This window comes from Arthrobacter vasquezii (assembly GCF_029455255.1).
Taxonomy (GTDB): Bacteria; Actinomycetota; Actinomycetes; order Actinomycetales; family Micrococcaceae; genus Arthrobacter_D; species Arthrobacter_D parietis.
In genome coordinates, this window is sequence record NZ_JAROKN010000002.1 from 1 (window position 1) to 23,903 (window position 23,903).

Sequence of the window (23,903 nt, forward strand, 5' to 3'; positions counted from 1 at the left end):
CACCGGCGATGGGTGGCTACGCGCCGGGCCGCGCTGGTGGCGGCGGGCTGCACCCTGGTTGTCGGCGGCTGGCAGTTCGTCAATACCGACAGCAAGCCCGCCGAGGTGGTGCCGATCACGCCGCAGGCTTCCGGCACAGCTGACCCGATGGCCAGCTCGGAGGCTTCTGCGGATGCCTCGGAGGCCGTGCCCGTCGAGGAAACGCAGGAAGCCGGTTCATCCGTACAGGGTTCAGGCTCCGCCCACGCAGATACCGTTCTGGTCCATGTTGCAGGAGCTGTGCAGGCACCCGGAGTAGTGGAGCTCGCTGCCGGGTCCCGCGTTTTCGAGGTCCTGGACAAGGCGGGTGGCGCGCTGCCTGAAGCGGAGCTGTCAGCGGTCAATCTGGCAGCCGTGGTGCAGGACGGACAGCAGATCCTGATTCCCCGTACCGGGGAGCCCCTGCAGCCACCCGCCGGCGCGTCCGCACCGAAGCAGGGGGCGCAGGACGTGCTGGTGAACCTGAACACCGCCGATGTTCCGGAACTCGAGGAACTTCCCAGGGTGGGGCCGGTCCTGGCCGAGCGCATTGTCGAGTGGCGGACCCAGCACGGTCCCTTTGCACGTCCCGAAGACCTCGACGCTGTGCCGGGCATCGGCCCCGCGATGCTCCAATCACTTGTGCCGCTGGTGACCGTCTGAATGACATCGGCAAGGGCAGGGCGGTGGGAGCATCTGGTGCGGGCCGCCGCTGGGGCGCGGTCACCAACCGGTGTGCCGGGGGACCGGCGCGGGGACCGGTCAGCCGGTCCGCGCGCGCGCCGTGAAGCACGCAGGCGGAAGGAACCGGCTGCAACCCAAGCAAGTCCGGCACGGGACCTCAGGCTGCTTCCGGGAGCGCTCGCGGCCTGGGGAGCAGCAGCGTTCGCTACCCGTTTGGAGGCGCAGGATGCACTGGTATTGGGCGGGCTGCTGGCCCTTGTAACCATCGGTTGCGCCGTCGTCGTCGTGAGAAGCGGGAGACATTTACCCGTAGCGCAGGTGCTGCTCGTCTTCCTGGGCGCGGCAGCGATGGTGTGCCTTGCCGCTGCCTCACACCAGTATCAGCGCTCCTCCCCTTCGCTCTCCGCCGCAATATCAGACGAGGCGCATTTGACCGTGAAGCTACGTGCAGTATCGGACCCCCGCGAGGCGTCGACAGCTGCGCCGGACGGTACTGCCCGCTGGATCCTCGAAGCGGAGCTTCTGGAAGGAACGTTCAACGGGTCGAGGTTCACGGCCAGCACGCCGGTTATGGTGATCGGTAGTACGGAATGGAGCGCAGTAGCGCACGGTGACGTCGTGCGTTCGGCTGGGCGGCCGCTCGCGACCGAGCCGGGCGCACGTGCAGGAGCACTGCTGATTGCAACAACGGCACCGGCGCTGATGGCGGACGAGCCACCAGGAGGAGTGCTGGTCGAGCGGCTGCGAAACCGTTTCCTCACGCTGTCATCCGCTACCTCCGTTCCCGACGACGGCTTGATGCCCGGGATGGTCATCGGCGCGCGGTCCGCCGTCGGGCAGGATCTGGTGGAGACCATGAAGGCAACGGGCCTGACCCACCTGACAGCTGTTTCGGGCGCGAACTGCAGTTATGTGCTGGCGTTTGTGTTCCTTCTCTGTCGCGGGTGTCGACTGCCGCGGTGGGCTGCCGCCACGGCGGGAGTGGTTGCTCTCGTCGGATTTGTGCTGCTGGTGCGGCCTGAGCCGAGCGTTCTCAGGGCCGCAGTCATGGGCGCCATCGGAGTGCTGGCCGTCCTGACCGGCCGCGGGCGGCTGTCCCTGACCCTTCTGTTTCTGTCCATAGCCGCACTTCTGGCCGCAGATCCTTGGCTTGGTGTCGAGTACGCGTTCATCCTGTCCGTCGCCGCCACCTCAGGCCTGGTGCTCGCCGGCCCTGTCCTGGCCGCCCGCCTGTCCTCGGTACTTCCGGTGTGGGCGGCACAGTTGGTCGCAGTTCCGCTTGCCGCCCAGCTGTTCTGCTCACCCATCCTTGCCCTCATCCAGATGAACCTGCCGACCTATTCCTTGCCCGCCAATATTGCGGCTGCTCCGCTCGTTCCCTTCATCACCATCACCGGGATGGTGGCCGTTGTTCTGGTGGCTCTCGCTCCCTGGGCGGCGGCGCCGTTCGCCGCTACAGCAGGGTGGGCAGCGGTCGGCGTCGCAGAAATCGCACGGTTCTTCGCCGCGGCCCCGCTCGCCGCCATTCCCTGGCCCGGGGGATGGGGAGGTGCGGTCCTGACGGCCCTCATCAGCGGCGTCGTCCTGGTGGCTGTGGTCTGGGGGCCCGCGTTGGTCCGAGTCATCCGAACGGCGCCTTCCGTGATGCTCGCGCCGGAGCAGGTGCCGGCAGGAGAGTCGGGACTGAAGAGTGCGCTGATGCGCATGTCAATCTGGGTCTCCGTCGGCTGCGTGCTCGGCGTTGTCGCCGTCTGGGTCTGGACTGGCGCGGTCGGGCGGGATTCCGCGGACTGGACCGTTGCGGCATGCGACGTCGGTCAGGGGGACGGCCTGGCTGTCAGGACCGGCCCGGACAGCGCACTCGTGTTTGATGCCGGCCCTGATCCGGGTCCGATGGACGCCTGTCTTGATCGTCTCGGCGTCAACACAGTCGACGTGCTGGTGCTGACCCATCTGCACGAGGATCATTTCGGCGGAATAGCCGGGGTATTCCAGGACCGAACTGTGGGCCGCGTGCTCTACTCCACATCCGAAGACTCCCTGCCCGACGTCGTGACTGAGATCACCTCAAAAGCCGGCATAGAAGCGGAGTCGGCTTCTGCCGGACTTGCAGGCAGGTTAGCCAACGTTTCCTGGTCGGTACTGTGGCCGGGACCCGGACCTCCCGCAGATTCAGAGAACAACGCTTCCGCAGTAGTCCTCGTAACGGTGGAGGGCGCCGCGGGGGGACCCGGGCTCACCATCCTTCTCACGGGAGACCTTGAGGAGGACGCCGCTGCACGTTTCCTTGCAGGACATGCTCACCTTGCTGCCTCCGGAGTGGACATCCTCAAGGTTGCGCACCATGGCGCCCGCAATGGCGGGGCTGAAATCATCAACGCGGTCTCGCCGAAGCTTGCGCTCATATCAGCCGGACGGGAAAACGATTACGGACACCCGCATCCGGAAACACTCGACGCCCTCGAGACGGCGGGCGTACACGTCGCCCGTACCGACCTGCGCGGCACCATCCTGCTCACGCTCCGGGGCAATGGCATACACCTGGACTCGTCGCGATGAGTTGGATGCACCGCGTCCCCGTGGCAAAGTTGAGCCAGCCCATCCCTCCATTGATCAGGAGCCGCATCCGTGTCCCCAAACCCCGCAGCATCGGTGACTGTGAGCTGGCGCGAGGTCACGCCAGCGCCGGTCATCCTTCTGCTCGGTCCGGAGGAGTACCTCGCCGGCCGTAGTTTCGAGGCCGTCCGCCACCGAATGCGGGAAACGGAACCGGATGCCGAGACAGTCCGGCTTGATGCCGCCCACTATGAACCCGGATCCCTGATCATGCTGGGAAGCCCTTCATTGTTCGGCGGTACGCAGATCATCGAAGCGCGCGGGTTGGCACAGATGAACGATGCGTTTCTCCAGGATGCCCTGCAATACATCCCGCAGCCGGCCCCGGACGTGGTGCTCGTGATGCACCACGCAGGCGGCACGCGGGGCAAGAAACTCCTCGATGCGCTGAAAGCGCAGAAGGCCGTTCTGGTTGAGTGCCAGCCCCTGAAGAAGGATTCGGACAAGGCTGACTTCGTTACAGCCGAATTCCGCACCGCACGACGGCGCATCGAACCGGACGCGGTGCGTGCCCTGGTGGCCGCCGTGGGATCGAGCCTGTCCGAGCTTGCGGCAGCGTGCCACCAGCTCGCTTCGGATTCCGAAGGCGCGGTCTCCGCTGAGCTGGTGGAGAAGTACTACGGGGGGCGCGTAGAAGCCACAGGCTTCAAGGTGGCAGACGCCGCGCTCGCAGGCCGCGGCGGACAGGCACTGACCATGCTTCGTCATGCCCTCTCAACCGGCGCGGATCCCGTGCCGCTCGTCGCTGCGCTCGCAATGAAGCTGCGCGGAGTGGCGAAAGTCTATGGGGTCAGGGGCAACTCCGCTCAGCTTGCCAAGGAACTCGGCATGGCGCCCTGGCAGGTTGACCAGGCCCGCCGCGAAGCCCAGCGGTGGACCCCGGATGGCCTGAATCACTGCATCCAGGTCCTTGCCGAAGCTGACGCCCAGGTCAAGGGTGAGGCGAGGGACCCCGTGTACGCGGTTGAGCGGGCTGTGACAGCCATCGCATTGGGCGGGTCCCGCTAGCTTGGGATTTGGACTGAGCATCCTTCTGGGTTAAACAGCAGTGGCCGGCCCGAAGGCCGGCCACTGCGCTGGTGAAGCTGTGTAACTGAAGGGCAATCAGCCGAGGTTGTTGACCCTCTTGGCGATGCCCGACTTGCGGTTGGCCGCATTGTTCTTGTGCAGAACACCCTTGCTTACGGCCTTGTCGAGCTTGCGGTTGGCCACTGCAAGCGCAGCCACTGCCTTGTCCTTGTCGGTAGACTCCACAGCGGTGGTTACGGCGCGGATGGCGGTCTTCAGCTCGGACTTGACCGAGTTGTTGCGCTGGCGGGCCTTCTCGTTCGTGAGAATGCGCTTCTTTTGGGACTTGATATTTGCCACGTATTTAAGACTCTCTTTGTATTGCGGACTGGTCTGAGGGATTTCGGTGCGGCCATTGACTGAGCGGCGTGGGGATACCGGGCGGCCGAGCCGAAGTGCCCGTCGACCTGCGCGGACACACAGCTATACAGGCTACCAGAACGGGCGCGGCTTCGCGCTCCGGGCGCGTCCGGAGGATCCGCGCAGCTACATCAAGGCGCGCTCGTCCAGCAAGGGCCGCTCGTTTCAGGAACGTTCCTCATACCGGGACATGACGCGGTTGAAAAGCAGACGGTCCAACGTCGCGCCGATCCGACGCACGGCTCCGGGGTCGATCGTCAGGAGGCGTTTCACATAGACCTCGCTGGGCCGGCCTCGGCGGTCCCAGGACCCGCTACCTATGTCCACATAATCGTCGTGCCGGCTCCGGGCATTATTGCGGTCCCGGGAGGTGAGCATGAGTGCGAGCAGCGAGCTGCCATCCCTGCCGATAATCAGCACGGGTCGGTCCTTGCCCTGGCTCGGATCGTCCTCGTACGGCACCCAGGTCCATACAATTTCGCCGGGGTCGGCAGTGCTTCCCGGCTCCGGCGCATAGGCCTCTGGAGTGTTGCGCTGCGTGGCGGGGCGGGAAGCGATCGACTTCAGTGCCGCCTTGGCAAGACGGAACAGTGACTGTCCTAGTGAGGTCATCCGGCCAGCGTACCGGCCAGATTGCGGGCTCGAGACGTCCCCATGGGACAATGGAGACTGTACTTTCCGCGCGGGCTGCAGCCCCGGCGTCGTCGTCGTTCTTCCGCGGATTTTCCAAACTGTCCCACAAAGTAAGAGGTACGTCAGTGTCACCCATGGCCCGCACAGCTCCGGTGCCCGCTGCCACGGATCCCGCGATCATCAGAAATTTCTGCATCATCGCCCATATCGACCATGGCAAGTCCACCCTTGCGGACCGGATGCTCCAGCTCACCGGTGTGGTGGAGCAGCGGGATATGAAGGCCCAGTACCTGGACCGCATGGACATCGAGCGTGAACGCGGGATCACCATCAAGTCGCAGGCGGTCCGCCTGCCCTGGGAACTCGACGGCGTCAGCTACGCGCTGAACATGATCGACACTCCCGGCCACGTCGATTTCACCTACGAGGTTTCGCGGTCCCTCGCGGCATGCGAGGGCGCGATTCTGCTCGTGGACGCCGCGCAGGGGATCGAAGCGCAGACGCTCGCCAACCTGTACCTTGCCATGGAGAACGACCTCACGATCATTCCGGTGCTCAACAAGATCGACCTCCCGGCCGCGCAGCCTGAGAAGTACGCAGCGGAGTTGGCGAACCTGATTGGTGGTAATCCCGAGGACGTGCTGCTGGTCTCGGGAAAGACGGGCGTCGGTGTGGAGGCACTGCTGGACAAGATCGTGAGGGACCTTCCGTCGCCGGTCGGGGATGCGAATGCGCCGGCCCGTGCAATGATCTTCGATTCCGTCTATGACACCTACCGCGGCGTGGTCACCTACGTCCGTGTGGTCGATGGCCACCTGAGCCCGCGTGAGCGCATCCAGATGATGTCCACCCGCGCCAGTCATGAACTGCTTGAGATTGGTGTCAGCTCGCCGGAGCCTACGCCGTCCAAAGGTCTTGGCGTGGGTGAAGTCGGATACCTCATCACCGGGGTCAAGGATGTCCGGCAGTCCAAAGTCGGTGACACGGTCACCAATCTCGCGAAGCCGGCTGCGGCGTCGCTGAGCGGGTATGCGGATGCCAAACCGATGGTCTTCTCGGGGCTGTACCCACTCGACGGCGCAGACTATCCGGTGCTTCGTGATGCCCTGGAAAAGCTGATGCTCAATGATGCCGCGCTGATCTATGAGCCGGAGACCTCCGCGGCCCTGGGGTTCGGTTTCCGCGTGGGCTTCCTCGGCCTGCTGCATCTGGAAATCACCCGGGAACGCCTCGAGCGTGAATACAACCTGAGCCTGATCTCCACAGCACCCAACGTCGAGTATGAGGTGACGCTCGAGGACAAGAACGTCGTCCATGTCACCAATCCCAGCGAGTACCCCGTGGGCAAGATCGCTGCAGTTCGCGAACCAATGGTTTCCGCGACCATCCTTGCACCCAATGAATTCGTCGGCGCCATCATGGAACTGTGCCAGAGCCGGCGCGGCGTGATGGGCGGAATGGACTATCTTTCCGAGGACCGCGTGGAGATCCGGTACCGGCTTCCACTGGCGGAGATCGTCTTCGACTTCTTCGACATCCTCAAATCGAGGACCCGCGGGTATGGGTCCCTCGATTGGAAGGCCGACGGTGATCAGGTGGCGGATCTGGTCAAGGTGGACATCATGCTCCAGGGGGAACAGGTGGATGCCTTTTCCGCGATCACCCACCGCGACAAAGCCTATGCGTACGGTGTGATGATGACGGGTAAACTGCGCGAGTTGATTCCGCGGCAGCAGTTCGAGGTGCCGATCCAGGCGGCCATCGGGTCACGGATCATTGCGCGGGAGAGTATCCGGGCCATCCGCAAGGATGTCCTCGCCAAGTGCTACGGCGGTGATATCACCCGGAAGCGAAAGCTGCTGGAGAAGCAGAAGGAAGGCAAGAAGCGGATGAAGATGGTCGGACGCGTCGAAGTGCCCCAGGAAGCGTTCATTGCCGCCCTGTCGTCGGATGAATCGAAGGACAAAGCCAAGAAGTGACGACGGCGCCTATCAGGGAACGCAGCATTGCCTAGTACTTTGCCCCTCGGTGAGCCTGCACCGGCCGACGGGCGGCTGCCTCCATCAGCTGTTGCCGGTTCACGGGACCGTGCTTTTGGACTCTACGTCCACATCCCCTTCTGTGCGGTCCGTTGCGGGTACTGCGACTTCAATACCTACACGGCTGCTGAGTTGGGTGGGGGAGCGTCGCAGGCCAGTTATGCACTCACGGTCGAGCGGGAGCTCGAATTCGCCGCGGGAGCGCTTGCGCAATCCGGCATTGCGCAGCGCGCGCTGAGCACGGTGTTTTTCGGTGGCGGGACGCCCACGCTGCTTCCGTCGCAGGATCTTGCACGGGTTCTGCAGACGGCGAAAAACGTATGGGGCCTCGCACCCGGGGCCGAGGTGACAACGGAAGCCAATCCGGATTCGGTGACCCCTGAATCACTGGCGGAACTGGCCCGGGCAGGCTTCACGAGGGTGTCCTTCGGCATGCAGTCCGCAGTACCGCATGTCCTCGCCGTGCTCGACCGCACGCACGCTCCGGAGCGGGTCCCCCTGGCGGTTGAATGGGCACGCGCTGCCGGTTTGAAGGTCAGTCTCGACCTGATCTACGGAACACCCGGTGAGGAGTTGTCGGACTGGGAGAGCTCCCTCGAAGCGGCGCTCGCCCTGGAACCGGATCATCTGTCTGCGTACGCGCTGATCATCGAAGACGGCACCGCCCTGGCCCGGCGGATCCGCCGCGGTGAGGTGCCGATGGTCGACGACGACGACCACGCGGACAAGTACGAAATTGCTGAGAACATGCTTCGTGGGGCCGGAATGTCCTGGTATGAGGTAAGTAACTGGGCCCGCACTGGCGAGGATCAGTGCCGCCACAACATTGCGTACTGGAAAGGCCACGACTGGTGGGGAGCCGGTCCGGGCGCCCATTCCCACATGGGCGGCACACGGTGGTGGAATGTCAAGCATCCCGCCGCCTATGCGCAGCGCCTGGACACCGGCGCATCGCCCGCGGCCGGCAGAGAAGTACTGGACGAAACGGCTCGCTACGTCGAGGACGTTCTCCTACGCTCACGGTTGGCCGAGGGGTATCCGGTGGCTGACCTCCAGCCGGAGGGACGTCACGCGGTGGCCGGGTTGATCGCGGACGGGTTGATAGAGCCGGCGGATGCTTTCAAAGGTGTTGTGCGCCTCAGCGGACGGGGACGGCTGCTCGCTGACGCCGTCGTCCGGCGGTTGTTGCCGAACTGAGCGGCTAGTGGAAAATCCTCAGGTTGAAGGGGTAGCGGTACGGCTTGCCCCGGTTGACGTGGATACCGGCCGCAACGGAGAACGCTGCCAGCATCACCCAGATGAGCGCATTGAGGACGGCGAAGATCCCGCCGATCCCGGGTATCAGGGACAGCAGCAGGCAGATCCCGGCAATGATGCTTGGCGGGAAAGTGAAGTTGAACGCTTCCTTCGATTCCTGCTCGGTGAAGGCGCCCCGGTCGCGGAAGATCAGAAAAATGATCAGCGACGGCACAAACCCCAGGATGCCGAGGAAGTGGGACAGCGTTGCCCACTGACGGTCTTCCGACGGACTCAGCGGTGGCGCACTGGAACTGGCACCCTGGAACGCGGGATCAGAGTCCCGGGGCGCCGGTCGTGACTGGGCGTCACCGTGCCGGTCTGCGCTGTTAGGCAACGGTACTTCCTTCGGGCTGTTCGGACTTCACCGCTCACACAAGCGGAACTTACTTCCTCAAGGGTACTTGGTGTACCGGCCGGGCGCAGTCGCGTGTGCCGCGACGAAGCCTTCAATGGCTATGCGCCGGCTCCCGGTGCAGTGAGGAAATCGATGACTTCCTCGACGCGCCCGAGCAGCGTCGGTTCGAGATCAGCGTAGGTGCTGACGCCGTTGAGGATGCGCTTCCAGCCGTTCGCGGCATCCGCCTGCGTGGAGTGCGGCCAGCCTAACCGGCTCAATATCCCCGTCTTCCAGTCCTCGCCGCGGGGTATTACCGGCCAGGCATCAAGACCAAGAGCACGCGGCTTCACAGCCTGCCACACATCGACGTAGGGGTGCCCGACAATCAGTACGTTCCCGGCGGCGCCCGCCACCGTCATCGCCCCGGCCGCGATCCGGGCTTCCTTGGTGCCGGGCAGTAGATGATCGACGAGGATACCCAGGCGGCGTCCGGCGGAGGGAGCAAAGTCCCGCACGGCTGCTGCCAGATCGTCTACGCCATGCAACGGCTCCACCACGATGCCCTCAACCCGCAGGTCGTCTCCCCACACCTTCTCCACCAGCTCGGCATCGTGTTTGCCCTCGACCCAGATCCTGCTGGCCCGAGCCGTGCGCGCCCGCGCTCCGGCAACCCGGACAGAGCCCGACGCCGTTCTCAGCTGTGCTGCTGACTGCGCGCGGGCAGGAATCAGTTCCACCGGCGAACCTTCATGGTGGAAGCCGAAGCCGAGCGGAAAAGTGCGTCGCTTGCCGCGGCGGTCCTCAAGGACCATCACGTGCATCCCACCTGCCTTCTCCGTGCGCAGGATCTCCCCGACGAATCCGCTCTGCACGTCTTCAAGGACGACGCCGGGACGGGCTTCGACCTTGGCGGCCGGGGCGGCCCGGGGTCCGGTAAGATCCTGTGCTCCCCACTCGTGATACGACATGTGACTTCGCTCGCTTCCACAAATCCCTGCCTTCGGAACAGGCAGAGCCAATGCTAACAATCGCCTCGATCGTATTAGACTTGGCACTTAGGTGTGTTGAGTGCTAACTCAGAAACAGGGCAGGAAAGTACATCGGAGGTGAACATGAGCGAACCCAGGCGGCTTGAAGTCCTGCGGGCCATCGTTGAGGATTACGTCCATTCCCGCGAGCCGGTGGGATCCAAGGCGCTGGTCGAGCGCCACAGGCTGGGCGTATCTTCGGCAACAATCCGCAATGACATGGCACTTCTGGAAGAAGAGGGCCTGATCACAGCCCCGCATACCAGTTCCGGCCGCATCCCGACCGACAAGGGTTATCGGTTGTTCGTCGACCGGATCGCCGAGGTCAAGCCGCTGTCGGCCCCGGAAAAGCGGGCTATCCGCGCACTCCTCGAGGGCGCAGACGATCTCGACGACGTCCTCGACCGCACCGTCCGTCTGCTCGCCCAACTCACCAATCAGGTTGCGGTCGTGCAGTACCCGCACCTGGGCACGGCGTCCGTCCGCCACATCGAACTCGTGCTGCTCGCTCCCGGTCGCGCGCTCGTGGTGCTGATCTCCACGAACGGCGCTGTGCAGCAGCGCGTAGTATCCGTGCCCGCCGAGGCACAGGAAAATGACCTGGCCGACCTGCGCCAGCATTTTCTGGAAAGGGTTTCCGGTGTTCGTCTGCCGTCGGTTCCCCAGGAACTCGGTGCGTGCATTGCGGATCTTCCCCCCTCGCTGCAATCTCTCGGCCAGGCAATTGGACACAGCCTGGAACAGTTGTCAGCCGCTAACAGGGAAGACCGGATCGTGCTGGCGGGCACGGCCAACCTCGCCCGCTCAACCCTCGACTTTCCTTTAACCATTGGTCCGGTCCTGGAAGCGCTTGAGGAACAGGTTGTCATGCTTCGGTTGCTTTCCGAGATGGGGCAGGATGCTCTGGGCATCTCGGTCCGCATCGGCCGGGAGAACCCGTATGGCGGTTTGGCCGAAGCCTCCGTGATTGCTACCGGCTATGGACCGGATTCACTGGCAAAGGTGGGAGTGCTTGGCCCCACGAGAATGGATTACCCGACCACCATGGCCGCCGTGAGAGCGGTGGCCCGCTACCTTTCCCGCATCCTCGATGAATCTTGACCGGATGACGGAGCCCATGAAGCCCAGCCGCTCACGCGGTGAGATAACAGGAAGTGATGTGCAGGAGTGAGTAATCACTACGAGGTCCTTGGCGTTGCACGCGACGCCAGCGGCGAAGAAATCAAGAAGGCATACCGGAAGCTTGCCCGCAAGCTCCACCCGGACGTCAACGTCGGCACGGAAGCAGCTGAGGAGTTCAAGCTCGTCACGCGCGCGTACGAGGTACTCTCGGATCCCCAGAAGCGGCGCGTCTACGACACCACCGGTAATGAAAACGGCACCGACAATGGATTCGGTGCCGGTTATTCCGGCTCGGGCTTTGCGTTCCAGGACATTTTCGAGACATTCTTCGGCGGAGGCGGTCCCAGCGGCCCCCCATCCCGAACCCAACGCGGTCAGGACGCGTTGATAGCCGTCCGGATCGATCTGAAGGATGCGGTCTTTGGTACCAACAAGAAGATCGAGGTAGATTCAGCGGCGGTGTGTCCTACCTGCGATGGATCCTGTACCCAGCCGGGTACTTCCCCGCGAACCTGTGATATCTGCGGCGGATCCGGTCAGGTGCAGCGTGCGGTTCGGTCCATCCTCGGTCAGGTAATGACGACGGCGACCTGCGGCACCTGCCAGGGGTACGGAACCGTCATCCCGCATCCCTGTAACGAATGCAATGGGGATGGCCGCATCCGTTCCCGCCGAAGCCTCACCATCAAGGTGCCCGCGGGTGTCGCTACAGGTACCCGTATTCAGCTCGCCGGCCAGGGCGAGGTCGGCACGGCCGGCGGTCCCCAGGGCGATCTCTACGTAGAGATTCGGGTCAACAGCGACTCGACCTTCCTTCGTGAGGGCGACGACCTTCACGCGACCCTGAGCGTGCCGATGACAGCTGCGGCCCTCGGCACCAACGTGATAATGAAGAGCTTCGACGGTGATCAGGAACTCACGATCAAGCCCGGCACGCAGTCGGGCGAAGTGATTACCCTTCGCGGCCTTGGGGTGACCCACCTGCGCGGATACGGCAGAGGGGACCTGCTGGTGCATTTGAGCGTGGAAACGCCGCGGAACCTCGACAGCGGACAGGAAGAACTGCTTCGGCGCCTTGCGGAAATGCGCGGCGAAGAATTTACCGAGGGCCAGCTGGCGAGCAGCGGATCAGGAGTTTTTGCCCGCCTTCGTGAACGCCTCGGGAATCTATAGCCGGGTTATCGGACAATGACCAACCAGGCCTTCTTCGGCGATCCGACCGATGTGCAAACCGCTGCCGTCGGCGGCAGTCTGACGCTGCGCGGTCCGGAGGCGCATCATGCCGCAGCCGTGAAGCGGGTTAGGCCGGGTGAAGAGATCGATGTCCTTGATGGAGAAGGACACCGCTTGAGCTGCACCGTTGTCGAAGCAACTCACGGTGCAGTGGTGGTGACCGTGGACAGGCTCTCATTCGATTCGCCTCCCGCGATGCGGCTGGTCCTGGTGCAGGCGTTGGCGAAGGGGGACAGGGCGGAACTGGCAGTTGAGGCGGCGACGGAACTCGGTGTTGACGCGGTGCTTCCCTGGCAGGCGGATCGAAGTATCGTACGGTGGCGTGCCGAGAAGGCAATCAAAGGCCGTACCAAGTGGGAGTCCCTCGTTCGTGCCGCATCGAAGCAGAGTCGGCGCGCACGTGTGCCGGAGGTACTCGATGCGCTGGACACCAAGGGCCTGGGACACTGGCTGGGCGGCGTCCAGCACCCGGTTGTGCTACACGAGGAGGCGAGCGAGTCGCTCGCGGAATATTGGGGTCGGAGTACGTTAGCAACGTCGGAAACGCTGGCCGTGATTGTGGGTCCGGAGGGCGGTATCAGCCCCGAAGAGCTCGGTGTATTGGCCAACGCAGGGGCGGTTCCGGCGCAACTTGGTACCAACGTCCTGCGAGCTTCAACAGCGGGACCCGCGGCCATCGCGGTACTGAATCACCTGGCCGGACGCTGGTAGCTGCGCGTCAGCGGACGCTGATCAGTTTGTCATCGGTCACCACGCCGGCGGCCGGGCCTGCTTCGGCGGATGGGCCGGCGGCTTCGTACACCTCGAGGAGAAAAGTTCCCGCCTCCAGCGCAACGCTGAACTCGTATAGTCCGACAGCGCCGGTTCCAGCGTCCACGGGAACCGTTCCGCTGACAACATCTTCGGCGGGGACCCCACCGCCATCTACGCGCCGCACCCGCCACTCAAGCGCAGCATCCGTCGTCGTGGTGCTGCCCTGGACTATAACCGTTCGATCGGAGCGGACTGAGCTGTCCTGCGGGTTGATGATCCACACGGGCGCAATAGCGCCGACGTCCCGTTGGAGCAAGGAACTCAGCTCGATGTGTCCAAAAGCGCTGTAGCCCGCTTTGCCGTCCACCAGCAGGCGGACACTGCTGGGACTTCCGCTTGCAATCAGACCGGAATTGGCTGCTGCAGCCGTTGCCGTGTAGACAAGCTGCTGCACCGCACGCCCGGCGACTGCTGCATCGATGCCGGTGGTAAAGGCGTCCGAGGAGATGTCGATCGTGACCACATTGTCGAGTGAAATCGAAGTGTTGACAGCCGATGCTTCCTGCCACGGGCTGTAGTAATCGTCATCGAGCGGCTCCGCGCTGGTCATCGCCCACACGGCAGCAGCAATCGGATCTCCAGTTGACTCAGCAGGAAGGAACTCGCGATAGAGGAGCCCGTTGGCATCTCCGAGCCAGTAGACAGGAAGGAGCGGGGCGGCGTCCGGGGCCGCGGGACTTTGGAGATCGATTTCGGGCAAGCTGGCAGTCGACTCCAGCAACACTTCTGCCTCTGCTGCGATCTCGGAGGTCGGCTCATTCTGCCCGCCGATCGTGCAGGCCTGCAGGCCCAACGCCGCGGCGACGAGTATGGATCCCTTCCACCGGCGCCCGGAGGTCCGTCGGTTGAGGAGAGGAAGAACGCCCATGCGTGTCCGTTCCTCTCATTCGTCGGGCCGATCGATTGTCGTGCAGCGTAGGTCTGGGCGTCGCCAATCAGTGGTGACGCCAACAGGAACCGGAACTGCACGGAGTTCTACTTCAGCTTTGCATAGGTAGGAGCCCCTGCCCTGTGCTTTTCCGAATCGCGGCCTGACTGAAACGCTATTGATATCGGTCCGTTGCGTTCCTGAGATTTTTCCGTGCCCGGCCAAACCCCGGCTCCCTTGGCGCCGCATCCAGGTGAGCGGCAACAGGACGGCGGCGGTACGCTAGTAGAAGGCCTCGTCATGGGTCTGAACAAGCACACAACCGGATGAACCGGAAAATTCGGCGGCACAAGGAGAGATGGAAGGCCTACAGGCCGATACTATGACCGATTCTGCAGTGGGTATGGGGGCAGCGGGCCTGGACAGCCGGGTCGTCCAATTCGAATCAGCTGAACAGATGGTGCAGGCCCTCGGAGCCAATGATGAGGCACTGGCCATGATCGAAGGAGCTTTCCCTGGTATCAGTCTGCACGTGCGGGGAAGTGATCTTTCCATCACGGGGCCGGCAACCGACGTTGGGCGCACTGAGCGGCTGATCAGCGAGGTCCGCACGCTTGCCGCCAACCAAACACCGGTGACCGCGCAAGTACTGGAGCAGCTGCTTTTTATGCTCAAGACGCAGGGCGCGGCCAAGCCGGCCGAAGTCCTGTCGATGAACATCCTTTCCTCGCGCGGACGCACCATCCGTCCAAAGACGGTCAACCAGAAGAACTACGTCGAGGCAATAGATACGCACACTATCGTTTTCGGCATCGGTCCGGCGGGTACGGGCAAAACATACCTGGCAATGGCCAAGGCGGTCCAGGCGCTCCAGCACAAGGAAGTCAACCGCATTATCCTGACGCGTCCGGCGGTGGAAGCGGGGGAGCGCCTCGGTTTCCTTCCGGGCACTCTCAACGACAAGATCGACCCTTACCTGCGCCCGTTGTACGACGCGCTGCACGACATGATGGAACCTGATTCAATTCCACGCCTGATGGCCGCCGGAACTATTGAGGTTGCGCCGCTTGCCTATATGCGCGGCCGAACGCTCAATGATGCCTTCATCATCCTCGATGAAGCGCAGAACACCACTCCCGAACAGATGAAGATGTTTCTGACCCGTCTCGGCTTTGGTTCGCGGATGGTGGTAACCGGAGATGTGACCCAGGTCGATCTGCCCGGCGGGACCAGTTCAGGGCTCAGGATAGTCAGTGACATCCTGCAGGGTGTCGAGGATGTTGCGTTCTCCACACTGGATGCCACCGACGTCGTGCGCCACCGGCTGGTGGGAGACATCGTGTCCGCCTACAGCCGGTGGGATGAGTCACAGAGAGTGGCTCTGAACGGACGCCGCGGTCCAGGGAAGGCGACCCGTAATGAGCATTGAGGTGAATAACGAGTCAGGCTTCGAGGTGGATGATGAGGCGCTGGTCAGGCTCGGTCGCCACGTGCTTGAGCGTCTCTTTGTGCATCCGGAGTCGGAGCTGTCGATCATCCTCGTTGACATTGACGCCATGGAAAAGCTTCACATCGAATGGATGGACGAGCCGGGGCCAACCGATGTTCTGTCCTTCCCCATGGACGAGTTGAGGCCTGGTACGGCCACGCGTCCCACGGATTCGGGCATTCTGGGAGATGTCGTCCTCTGTCCAGAGGTGGCCCGGACCCAGGCGGACAACGCCGGACACAGCATGAACGAGGAGCTGCTCCTGCTCACAACCCACGGCATGCTTCACTTGTTGGGGTTCGATCACGCTGATCCGGAAGAGGAAAAGGAGATGTTCGGCCTCCAACGCGAGCTCCTGACCGATTTCCTGGGAGGCAAAGCGCCACGGGAAACCACCCAGTGAGACTTTTCCCAGCGTCGAAGCAGTCCATCAGATGATCGTGTTCCTCCTGGCCCTGATGGCAATCGTGTTTGTGTTGATTGCCGCGTTGGTTACGGCTGCCGAAGCGGCTTTCAGCTATCTTCCCCGCCAGGACGCTGAGGCTCATCTTGACGGGCCCAAGGGAGAACCTGTCCGCCGCGTCCTCGAATCGCCCGTAGCACACATGCATGCGCTACGGTTTTGGCGCGTCTGGTTTGAGATGGCCGCCGCAGTCGCCGTTGCGCTTCTTTTTGCTGATGTGCTGGACAACATCTGGGTCGCGGGACTACTGGCCACGGTGACGATGGCCGGCCTCGGGTTTGTACTGGTAGGTGTGTCGCCACGGCAGCTCGGCCGGACCAACGCAGCAACCCTGGTGCCGTTGACCGCCCGCCTGGTTGGTGTCCTGCGGTCTATTCTGGGTCCCGTTCCTCGCTGGTTGGTCGGCATCGGCAGCGCACTGTCGCCGGGGTCTGCCCGGGCTGAGGCGGCGTTTTTCACGGAAGAGGAGTTTCGGGAACTGCTCTCACGTGCCAATGAAGCGGAGATGATCGAGGACAGCGAGGCCGAGTTGATTCATTCGGTGTTTGAGCTGGGAGATACCAAGGTGCGGTCTGTCATGGTGCCGCGCACGGACATGGTGTCGGTCGAGGCCGGATCCACACTCCGGCAGGCGATGTCCCTCTTCCTCAGGTCCGGATACTCCCGAGTGCCCGTAATCGGCGACAATGCGGATGACGTCCGGGGCATTCTGTACCTGAAGGACGTCGTTGCTGTCCTGAACGGAAACAATCCCAGCGATAGGGACCCGGTGGATGGTGTCTGCCGGGATGTCCGCTATGTTCCTGAGTCCAAGCCCGTGGGAGATTTCCTTCAGGAACTGCAGCGCGAATCAACACATGTGGCCATCGTCATCGACGAGTACGGCGGTACGGCGGGACTCGTGACGCTGGAGGACCTGATCGAGGAGATCGTCGGCGAGATCGTCGACGAGTACGACTCCGAGGTACCCGAAATGGAACAGTTGTCCGAGGGCGGATTTCGCGTCAGTGCACGCATGAGCATCGACGATCTGGGTGAGCTGTTCGACCTGGAGCTTGAGGATGATGAGGTTGACACCGTCGGTGGACTTTTGGCGAAGACCCTCGGACGGGTGCCCATCGTCGGGAGCGAGGTCCAGGTCGGTGACATCGCTCTACGTGCGGAACGGGTCGAGGGGCGCCGCAACCGCGTATCCCACATCCTTGCATGGAGGGTCGAACGGCCCACGGATGAGGACGCACGAACAGATCAGGACAACGGATTTTCGAGGGAAACGGTGGAAAACAAATGAGCACGCAGCAGTATCGCGCGGGGTTCATCTCGCTGGTCGGCCGGCCCAACGCAGGGAAGTCAACCCTGACGAATGCACTGGTGGGGCAGAAGATTGCCATCACTTCGGCCAAACCCCAGACCACTCGGCACACCATCCGCGGGATTGTGCACCGGGAGGACGCGCAACTCATCCTGGTCGACACCCCGGGTCTGCATCGACCACGAACTCTTCTCGGCCAGCGTCTCAATGACTTGGTTGCGGATACTCTGGCGGAGGTCGACGCCATTGGGTTCTGCCTGCCCGCCAACGAACAGGTGGGACCGGGTGACCGCTACATTGCGGCGCAACTGGCGCAGCTGTTGCGGAAACCCGTCATCGCTGTCGTCACTAAAGCAGATCTCGTGAGCAAGGAGGCGCTTGTGCGCCAGTTGTTAGCGGTGTCTGAGCTGGGACGCGAGGTGTTGGGCGAAGCGGGGTGGGCCGACGTCGTGCCTGTGTCCGCAGTTGACGGGTACCAGGTAAGCACGGTTGCCGATGTCTTCGCGTCGCACATGCCCCAGTCGCCGCCGCTGTACCCCGATGGTGCTCTCACCGACGAGCCGGAGGCCGTGATGGTCGCTGAGCTAGTGCGGGAAGCGGCGCTTGAGGGTGTTCGTGATGAGCTTCCCCACTCGCTCGCGGTCGTCGTTGAGGAGATCGTCCCGCGCGAGGGGCGCCCCGAAAACAATCCGCTGCTCGATGTCCGGGTGAATCTTTACGTCGAGCGTTCTTCGCAGAAGGCCATCGTCATCGGAAAGGGCGGCGCACGACTGCGCGAGGTAGGGACTGCCGCAAGGAAGAGTATTGAAGCTCTACTCGGCACCAAGGTCTATCTCGACCTCCATGTGAAGATTGCCAAGGACTGGCAGCGCGATCCCAAACAGCTCGTGAAGCTCGGTTTCTAGCCGGTGCTGATCGCCTCGGGGCACTTCAAGCGGCGCTTGCTCGTTGAGCTACAGATGCCCGGAGCACAGGGGCACCAAGTCTTGAATCACATCGAAAGGGCCGAGCGTCATGAGTGAATCCGGCGGTGAGCGGAACGGCTCCCCGGATGGCATCCGTCTGGGGACCGGTGGCCGGCATCTCGGCAAGGGACGTCCGCGCGTCCTGCAGATAGTCGCGATCTCGCTCGTTGCGGTACTCGTGGGTGCCATCGCATTCGTGGCGCTTTCAGTGGTTCGCCTCCAGGGGAATGTAGCCACCGAACCCCTCAACCTTTCCACCGACGGTGAATCCCAGCTGCCCGTCGACCTCAGCAGGGATCCCGTGCAGATTCTAATCATCGGCAGTGACACCCGCGCCGGGCAGGGTGCGGACAGCGAGCCAGAGGATGTCGAGGGTCAGGCGGATGTCATGATGCTCATGACGATGTCGGCGGACCGGAGCAACGTCACCATGGTGAGCTTCCCCCGGGATCTGTTGGTTCCGCTGCCGGCTTGCGAGAACCCGGAAACCGGTGCAACCAGTCAGCCGATGGCGCTGGGACAGCTCAACAGCTCCCTCGCTAACGGCGGTCCCGGCTGCACCGTCGCAGCCATCAACGAAATCACGGGTCTGCAGATCGACCACTTCATGATGGCTGATTTCAACGCGGTGACTGAGCTTTCGAAAGCAGTGGGCGGTGTTGAAGTCTGCGTCAATCAGGCCGTCGACGACGAATTTTCCGGATTGAAACTGCCGGCCGGTACCAGCGAGGTGGAGGGTGAGCAGGCCCTGGCATTCCTGCGCACACGGCATAGCTTCGGCACCGGAGGAGATGAGGGCCGAATCCGCGCGCAGCAGGCTTTCCTGGCGTCACTGGCACGGAAAATCAAGGAGGAAGGCACGCTGAGCAACATCCCGCGCCTCTACTCCATTGCGGAGGCAGTCACTCAGAACCTGACGGTCGACGACGGTCTCGCCGAGATTCCGGAGCTGCTCAAACTGGCAGGGCGCCTGCAGGAGGTTGACCTGGGAAACGTGGCGTTCGTGACGGTCCCCGTTGTGCCCTATGAACTTGACCCGAATCGCCTCGTCCTGGATGAGGACAAGGCTGATGACCTGTTCGCGGCTCTTCGCGCCGACCGGGACATCACCAAGCCGGTACAGGAGCCCTCGCCGTCAGCAAGCGCGAGTCCGGAGACGGACCCGTCGGGCACGCCTGAGCCGACCCCGGAACCTGAACCCACCCCGACCGTCGAAGAGCTCGGTTTCGATCCGGCGTTGGTCCCGCTTACTGTGCTCAACGCTTCCGGCGAATCCGATCGCGGGCAGGAACTGCAGGAAGTGCTGCTCGCAGAGGGCTACGTACAGGCCACTGTCGCTGACGCGGACGATCGTCCGGCTACCCAACTGTTTGTGGGCCCCGGCTACGAGGGAATAGCGCCCGTCATCGCAGAACTGTTCGGTCTGGCTGATGTTCAGGTAATCCCGAGTGCAACAACTGTGGGACTGGAACTATCCGTTGGCAGCGACTTCACCGAGGGGGAGACTATCGAGGCCCAGGGCGTTGCCGGCGACCTGAGCGGCCAGACGGCCGCCCAGGTAACCTGCCAGTCCTGAGCAGCTCCTACCAGATCCTGACCCGTTCCTCGGGCGCAAGCCACAGCTTGTCTTCTTGATCCACCGAAAAAGCACTATGGAATTCGTCGAGGTTGCGCACTACCTGATTGCACCGGAACTCGTTCGGTGAGTGAGGATCGATGGCGATGCGCCGTGCGGCCTCTTCAGGGCGAATGTTCTGGCGCCAGCATTCAGCCCAGGAGTAGAAGAAACGCTGCACTCCGGTCAGCCCGTCAAGAACAGGCGCTTCCGCTCCGTCCAGACTGATGACGTAAGCAGCCAGGCTGATTCCCAGTCCGCCAAGGTCGCCGATGTTCTCACCGAGGGTGAATTTCCCGTTGACCGGATGGTCCGGCGCCTCGGTGGGAGCCAACTCAGAGTATTGACTGACAAGCCGTCCAGTGAGCGCCTCGAATGCCATCCGGTCAGCTTCAGTCCACCAATTGTGCAGCGCGCCCGTACCGTCGAACTGTGATCCCTGGTCATCGAAGCCATGCCCGATCTCGTGTCCGATGACGGCCCCGATCGCCCCGTAATTTGCGGCTGGATCGGCATCGGCGTCGAAAAATGGCGGCTGCAGGATCGCGGCCGGGAAGACAATCTCGTTCATTGTCGGCATGTAGTAGGCGTTCACGGTCTGCGGCGTGAGGTGCCACTCGCCACGATCAATGGGGCCGCCGAGCTTGGCAAGTTGCCGGTCGGTTTCGAACTCGGTCGCTCTGCGCACATTGCCGTACAGGTCACCGGGGACAATCTTCAGTGTTGAATAATCGATCCAGCGATCGGGGTACCCGATCTTCGTGGTGAAGAGACTCAGCTTCTCCAGGGCACGTGCACGTGTCTCGGCGCTCATCCATTCGAGACGGTTGATGCGCTGTTCGTAGGCAGCAAGGATGTTTTCGACCAGTTCCCGCATGGTGGCCTTGTGGGACTCAGGGAAATGCCGCGCCACGTACATACGCCCAACGGCCTCACCCATGGTTCCCTCGACAATCGCGACACCCCGTTTCCAACGTTCCTTCAGCCGTGGCGTACCGCTGAGGGTGGTCCCGTAGAACGCGAAGTGAGCGTCGACGAAGTCGTCGCTGAGAAACGGAGCTGCGTGCAACAGCACCCTGGCAGCCAGCCAGTTTTTCCACACCTCCAACGGGACTTCATCCAGTGCTCGTACCAGAGCCGTGATGTACCCCGGCTGGTTCACGATCAGTTCACCGGGAATCCCGACGCCGGCAGTCAACTCCGTGAGCCAGGTTTCCAGCTGCGGTGCATCCTTGATCAACGTGGCAGTTGTGCGCAGATTGTAGGTGGCCTGTGGATTACGTTTGGTCACCGTGTCCATGTGGGAAGAAGCTAGGCGTGCTTCGAGATCGAAGACGCTCGCCGCCGCAGCACGGCTCTCAGGGCGCCCGGCAAGCTCGAACAGCTGGTGCAGCAGTTCGACATATCCGAGTCGTGCCTCTTCGAACTTCGCCTCCCGGTAGTAGGACTCGTCAGGCAGCCCTAGTCCGGACTGGTAGAGGTGCAGCAGGTAGCGTTCGGGATTTCCTGCGTCGTTGCTGACGTAGGGGAGGACAAGACCGGCTGCGCCGGCCCTCGTGAGTTCGGCGTCGAGGCGGACGATGTCCATGACCGCCGCAGCGCCGTCTATCTCTTCCAGCAGCGGTTGGACGGGAGCGCCGGCCTGCCTGCTGAGATGTTCTGTGTCCATGAAGTCCGCAAACAACGCGCCGAGACGAAAGCGGTCGCCGTCGTCGTCCGTCTCTGCTGCCGCATCCTCGACGATTCTGCGCACGGCCAGTTCAGCTGCATCCGCCAGCTGCGAGAATGAGCCCTCGCGGGCTCGGTCCTCGGGAATGGGAGTGTTTCGTAGCCAACCGCCATTGACGTGGCGGAAGAGGTCGTCCTGGGGGCGGACATCGGAATCGATGTTCGCGACATTGATGCCGGATGCGGTCATGAAAGCTCCTTCGTTGGTGCGTCTTCTCATCCTAGGGGCCGTGCTAATGTTGAATTGTGCGCGCAGAGCTGCTCCTTCTTAGCTGCCGTGGCGGGGCCACACCGACGGGATAGTCAGTCTTTGACTACCGGGTCGCAGGCCGAATCCCCGCTGCGGAGTCTGTGTTGCCGGCCGCCATCCTGTGAAGCAAGAGCCTTATAGGTTCACCAAAGGAAAGGCCCCTCACCGCCATGCGCAACGCACAGAAACCCTCCGGAATGCCGTTCCACAAGTATGTTCCGTTCCAGGATCAGATCACTGTGGAACTTCCGGACCGCACCTGGCCGGACAAGGTCATCACCAAGGCTCCGCGCTGGTGCGCCGTCGACCTTCGGGACGGCAATCAGGCGCTGATCGACCCCATGAGCCCCGAGCGCAAGCACAAGATGTTCGACCTGCTGGTACAGATGGGCTACAAGGAGATCGAAGTAGGTTTCCCGTCCGCCTCCCAGACCGACTTCGACTTCGTCCGCCAGCTCATTGAGGGCGATCGCATCCCGGATGACGTGACCATCCAGGTACTGACCCAGGCACGCGAACACCTGATCGAGCGCACCTATGAATCGATCGAGGGCGCTGACCGCGCGATCGTCCATCTGTACAACTCGACGTCGGTGCTCCAACGCCGGGTCGTGTTCAACCAGGACATGGACGGCATAGTTGATATCGCGCTCACTGGCGCACGGCTGTGCCGCAAGTTCGAGGAGAATGTGGGTGATACCCACATCACCTATGAGTATTCGCCGGAGTCCTTCACCGGTACTGAGCTGGAGTTCGCGGCGCGCATCTCAAACGAGGTTGCCGCCGTGTTCGAGGCGTCCGCCGATCGCCAGATGATTCTGAACCTGCCGGCAACCGTGGAAATGGCGACGCCCAACGTGTACGCCGACTCCATTGAATGGATGTGCCGTAATTTGGCGAACCGGGACGCCGTTATTCTCTCGCTTCACCCCCACAATGATCGCGGCACCGGTGTCGCTGCGGCAGAGCTCGGCTACCTCGCCGGGGCTGACCGCATCGAGGGATGCCTGTTCGGCAACGGTGAGCGCACCGGAAACGTTGATCTCGTGACTTTGGGCATGAACCTGTATGGACAGGGCATCGATCCGCAGATCAACTTCTCCGACATGGATCACATCCGCCGAACCGCAGAATACTGCAACCAACTCAATGTCCCGGAGCGTTCACCCTACGGTGGAGATCTGGTATTCACCGCCTTCTCAGGATCGCATCAGGATGCGATCAAGAAGGGTTTCGAGCGGATGGAGGCAGACGCCGCCGCCGCTGGCAAGACGGTCGAAGAAATCCCGTGGGCCGTCCCGTACCTGCCCATAGATCCGAAGGACATTGGACGCTCATACGAGGCGGTGATCCGCGTAAACTCCCAGTCAGGCAAGGGCGGCGTGGCTTACCTTCTCAAGCATGAGCACAGCCTGGACTTGCCGCGCCGGGCGCAGATCGAATTCTCGGGAGTCGTGCAGCGACGGACAGACACAGTGGGCGGGGAAGTGAGCGGAGCCGAACTGTGGGAAACCTTCCAGGACGAATACCTGCCGTCCCGTAACGGAACGTGGGGCACCTATGTCCTGACCTCCACGAACACCGATACGTCCGAAGACGGCCGATTCAACCTGACGGCAACCCTTCTGGTTGGCGGCGTGCAGCAGCGCCGATCCGCGCAGGGGAACGGTCCTATTGATGCCCTCGTGTCTATCCTCGGTCAGGACGGCGTGGACGTGCGCGTCCTTGACTACACCGAGCATGCATTGTCCTCCGGGGGTAATGCGCGGGCGGCTGCCTATGTGGAGTGCGCAGTCGGGGAGCGCGTCCTCTGGGGTGTTGGAATTGATGCAAACTCGACCATGGCGTCCCTGAAAGCGGTCATTTCTGCGGTGAACCGCGCCATCCGGGATAACAGCTGACGTCAGCGCAGGGCATACGGGAGGGCTTGGCGCGGCGTTGGTCGCGTCCGGCCCTCCGAGTG

The 23,903-nt window shown here is 62.8% G+C and carries 20 protein-coding genes; 14 read left to right on the plus strand and 6 right to left on the minus strand.

What is annotated here, in order from left to right:
* The 3 genes from P4U43_RS01100 to holA all read left to right on the plus strand — a co-directional run.
* Positions 1 to 681, plus strand: a 681-nt coding sequence (locus P4U43_RS01100) for a ComEA family DNA-binding protein (RefSeq protein ID WP_277357086.1), incomplete at its 5' end; no start/stop codon positions are given.
* Positions 682 to 3,261 (plus strand): ComEC/Rec2 family competence protein, encoded by a 2,580-nt coding sequence (locus P4U43_RS01105; protein WP_277357087.1) that lies wholly within the window; start codon positions 682 to 684, stop codon positions 3,259 to 3,261.
* 69 nt (positions 3,262 to 3,330) lie between these two features.
* Positions 3,331 to 4,326 (plus strand): DNA polymerase III subunit delta, encoded by a 996-nt coding sequence (gene holA / locus P4U43_RS01110; protein WP_277357088.1) that lies wholly within the window; start codon positions 3,331 to 3,333, stop codon positions 4,324 to 4,326.
* A 96-nt stretch (positions 4,327 to 4,422) separates the two neighbouring features.
* Here the strand turns inward: holA and rpsT are convergent, their stop codons facing one another.
* Both rpsT and P4U43_RS01120 read right to left on the minus strand, forming a co-directional pair.
* Complete coding sequence (gene rpsT / locus P4U43_RS01115; protein WP_056549477.1) at positions 4,423 to 4,686, minus strand: 30S ribosomal protein S20; 264 nt, start codon at positions 4,684 to 4,686, stop codon at positions 4,423 to 4,425.
* 225 nt (positions 4,687 to 4,911) lie between these two features.
* Positions 4,912 to 5,358, minus strand: coding sequence for a type II toxin-antitoxin system PemK/MazF family toxin (locus tag P4U43_RS01120; protein WP_277357089.1), 447 nt, complete (start codon positions 5,356 to 5,358; stop codon positions 4,912 to 4,914).
* A gap of 146 nt (positions 5,359 to 5,504) precedes the next feature.
* Here P4U43_RS01120 and lepA point away from each other — a divergent pair, with 146 nt between their 5' ends.
* Positions 5,505 to 7,358, plus strand: coding sequence for a translation elongation factor 4 (lepA, locus tag P4U43_RS01125; RefSeq protein ID WP_200954827.1), 1,854 nt, complete (start codon positions 5,505 to 5,507; stop codon positions 7,356 to 7,358).
* 27 nt (positions 7,359 to 7,385) lie between these two features.
* A complete protein-coding gene (hemW, locus tag P4U43_RS01130; protein WP_277357090.1) occupies positions 7,386 to 8,615 on the plus strand; it encodes a radical SAM family heme chaperone HemW in 1,230 nt (409 codons plus the stop codon).
* Positions 8,616 to 8,619: 4 nt separating this feature from the next.
* Here hemW and P4U43_RS01135 read toward each other — a convergent pair whose 3' ends face one another.
* On the minus strand, positions 8,620 to 9,051 hold the full coding sequence (locus tag P4U43_RS01135; RefSeq protein WP_056549484.1) for a DUF4870 domain-containing protein: 432 nt from the start codon (positions 9,049 to 9,051) through the stop codon (positions 8,620 to 8,622).
* A 119-nt stretch (positions 9,052 to 9,170) separates the two neighbouring features.
* On the minus strand, positions 9,171 to 10,022 hold the full coding sequence (locus P4U43_RS01140) for a DUF3097 family protein (protein ID WP_277357091.1): 852 nt from the start codon (positions 10,020 to 10,022) through the stop codon (positions 9,171 to 9,173).
* Between the two features lie 144 nt (positions 10,023 to 10,166).
* Here P4U43_RS01140 and hrcA point away from each other — a divergent pair, with 144 nt between their 5' ends.
* The 3 genes from hrcA (at position 10,167) to P4U43_RS01155 (ending at position 13,148) form a co-directional block, all read left to right on the plus strand.
* Entirely contained in the window at positions 10,167 to 11,183 is a 1,017-nt protein-coding gene (gene hrcA, locus P4U43_RS01145; RefSeq protein ID WP_056549616.1) for a heat-inducible transcriptional repressor HrcA, read from the plus strand.
* A 66-nt stretch (positions 11,184 to 11,249) separates the two neighbouring features.
* Positions 11,250 to 12,377 (plus strand): molecular chaperone DnaJ, encoded by a 1,128-nt coding sequence (dnaJ, locus tag P4U43_RS01150; protein ID WP_277357092.1) that lies wholly within the window; start codon positions 11,250 to 11,252, stop codon positions 12,375 to 12,377.
* Positions 12,378 to 12,392: 15 nt separating this feature from the next.
* Positions 12,393 to 13,148, plus strand: a complete 756-nt coding sequence (locus tag P4U43_RS01155) for a 16S rRNA (uracil(1498)-N(3))-methyltransferase (RefSeq protein ID WP_277357093.1) — start codon at positions 12,393 to 12,395, stop codon at positions 13,146 to 13,148.
* Between the two features lie 7 nt (positions 13,149 to 13,155).
* Here P4U43_RS01155 and P4U43_RS01160 read toward each other — a convergent pair whose 3' ends face one another.
* The gene (locus P4U43_RS01160) at positions 13,156 to 14,118 is read right to left on the minus strand and encodes a GerMN domain-containing protein (protein WP_277357094.1); all 963 of its coding nucleotides are present in this window, start codon (positions 14,116 to 14,118) and stop codon (positions 13,156 to 13,158) included.
* Between the two features lie 382 nt (positions 14,119 to 14,500).
* Here P4U43_RS01160 and P4U43_RS01165 point away from each other — a divergent pair, with 382 nt between their 5' ends.
* The 5 genes from P4U43_RS01165 (at position 14,501) to P4U43_RS01185 (ending at position 19,923) form a co-directional block, all read left to right on the plus strand.
* A complete protein-coding gene (locus tag P4U43_RS01165; RefSeq protein WP_082566156.1) occupies positions 14,501 to 15,547 on the plus strand; it encodes a PhoH family protein in 1,047 nt (348 codons plus the stop codon).
* Positions 15,537 to 16,010 (plus strand): rRNA maturation RNase YbeY, encoded by a 474-nt coding sequence (gene ybeY / locus P4U43_RS01170; RefSeq protein WP_277357095.1) that lies wholly within the window; start codon positions 15,537 to 15,539, stop codon positions 16,008 to 16,010. Before P4U43_RS01165 ends, ybeY begins: the two co-directional genes overlap by 11 nt.
* Before the next feature lie 31 nt (positions 16,011 to 16,041).
* The gene (locus P4U43_RS01175; RefSeq protein ID WP_277357096.1) at positions 16,042 to 17,361 is read left to right on the plus strand and encodes a hemolysin family protein; all 1,320 of its coding nucleotides are present in this window, start codon (positions 16,042 to 16,044) and stop codon (positions 17,359 to 17,361) included.
* Complete coding sequence (gene era / locus P4U43_RS01180; RefSeq protein ID WP_277357097.1) at positions 17,358 to 18,287, plus strand: GTPase Era; 930 nt, start codon at positions 17,358 to 17,360, stop codon at positions 18,285 to 18,287. Before P4U43_RS01175 ends, era begins: the two co-directional genes overlap by 4 nt.
* 109 nt (positions 18,288 to 18,396) lie before the next feature.
* Complete coding sequence (locus P4U43_RS01185; RefSeq protein WP_277357098.1) at positions 18,397 to 19,923, plus strand: LCP family protein; 1,527 nt, start codon at positions 18,397 to 18,399, stop codon at positions 19,921 to 19,923.
* Positions 19,924 to 19,930: 7 nt separating this feature from the next.
* Here the strand turns inward: P4U43_RS01185 and P4U43_RS01190 are convergent, their stop codons facing one another.
* On the minus strand, positions 19,931 to 21,880 hold the full coding sequence (locus P4U43_RS01190) for a M13 family metallopeptidase (RefSeq protein ID WP_277357099.1): 1,950 nt from the start codon (positions 21,878 to 21,880) through the stop codon (positions 19,931 to 19,933).
* A gap of 230 nt (positions 21,881 to 22,110) precedes the next feature.
* Here P4U43_RS01190 and leuA point away from each other — a divergent pair, with 230 nt between their 5' ends.
* Positions 22,111 to 23,841 (plus strand): 2-isopropylmalate synthase, encoded by a 1,731-nt coding sequence (gene leuA / locus P4U43_RS01195; protein WP_277357100.1) that lies wholly within the window; start codon positions 22,111 to 22,113, stop codon positions 23,839 to 23,841.
* Positions 23,842 to 23,903: the final 62 nt, after the last annotated feature.

Bases quoted from the DNA above. Each gene is read 5' to 3' on its own strand.
- P4U43_RS01105 (WP_277357087.1), top strand. From the start codon at position 682: ATGACATCGGCAAGGGCAGGGCGGTGGGAGCATCTGGTGCGGGCCGCC.
- P4U43_RS01175 (WP_277357096.1), top strand. From the start codon at position 16,042: ATGATCGTGTTCCTCCTGGCCCTGATGGCAATCGTGTTTGTGTTGATT.
- leuA (WP_277357100.1), top strand. From the start codon at position 22,111: ATGCGCAACGCACAGAAACCCTCCGGAATGCCGTTCCACAAGTATGTT.
- P4U43_RS01160 (WP_277357094.1), bottom strand. From the start codon at position 14,118: ATGGGCGTTCTTCCTCTCCTCAACCGACGGACCTCCGGGCGCCGGTGG.
- era (WP_277357097.1), top strand. From the start codon at position 17,358: ATGAGCACGCAGCAGTATCGCGCGGGGTTCATCTCGCTGGTCGGCCGG.
- P4U43_RS01140 (WP_277357091.1), bottom strand. From the start codon at position 10,022: ATGTCGTATCACGAGTGGGGAGCACAGGATCTTACCGGACCCCGGGCC.
- hrcA (WP_056549616.1), top strand. From the start codon at position 10,167: ATGAGCGAACCCAGGCGGCTTGAAGTCCTGCGGGCCATCGTTGAGGAT.
- P4U43_RS01165 (WP_082566156.1), top strand. From the start codon at position 14,501: ATGACCGATTCTGCAGTGGGTATGGGGGCAGCGGGCCTGGACAGCCGG.
- P4U43_RS01120 (WP_277357089.1), bottom strand. From the start codon at position 5,358: ATGACCTCACTAGGACAGTCACTGTTCCGTCTTGCCAAGGCGGCACTG.
- ybeY (WP_277357095.1), top strand. From the start codon at position 15,537: ATGAGCATTGAGGTGAATAACGAGTCAGGCTTCGAGGTGGATGATGAG.
- P4U43_RS01155 (WP_277357093.1), top strand. From the start codon at position 12,393: ATGACCAACCAGGCCTTCTTCGGCGATCCGACCGATGTGCAAACCGCT.
- P4U43_RS01190 (WP_277357099.1), bottom strand. From the start codon at position 21,880: ATGACCGCATCCGGCATCAATGTCGCGAACATCGATTCCGATGTCCGC.
- P4U43_RS01185 (WP_277357098.1), top strand. From the start codon at position 18,397: ATGAGTGAATCCGGCGGTGAGCGGAACGGCTCCCCGGATGGCATCCGT.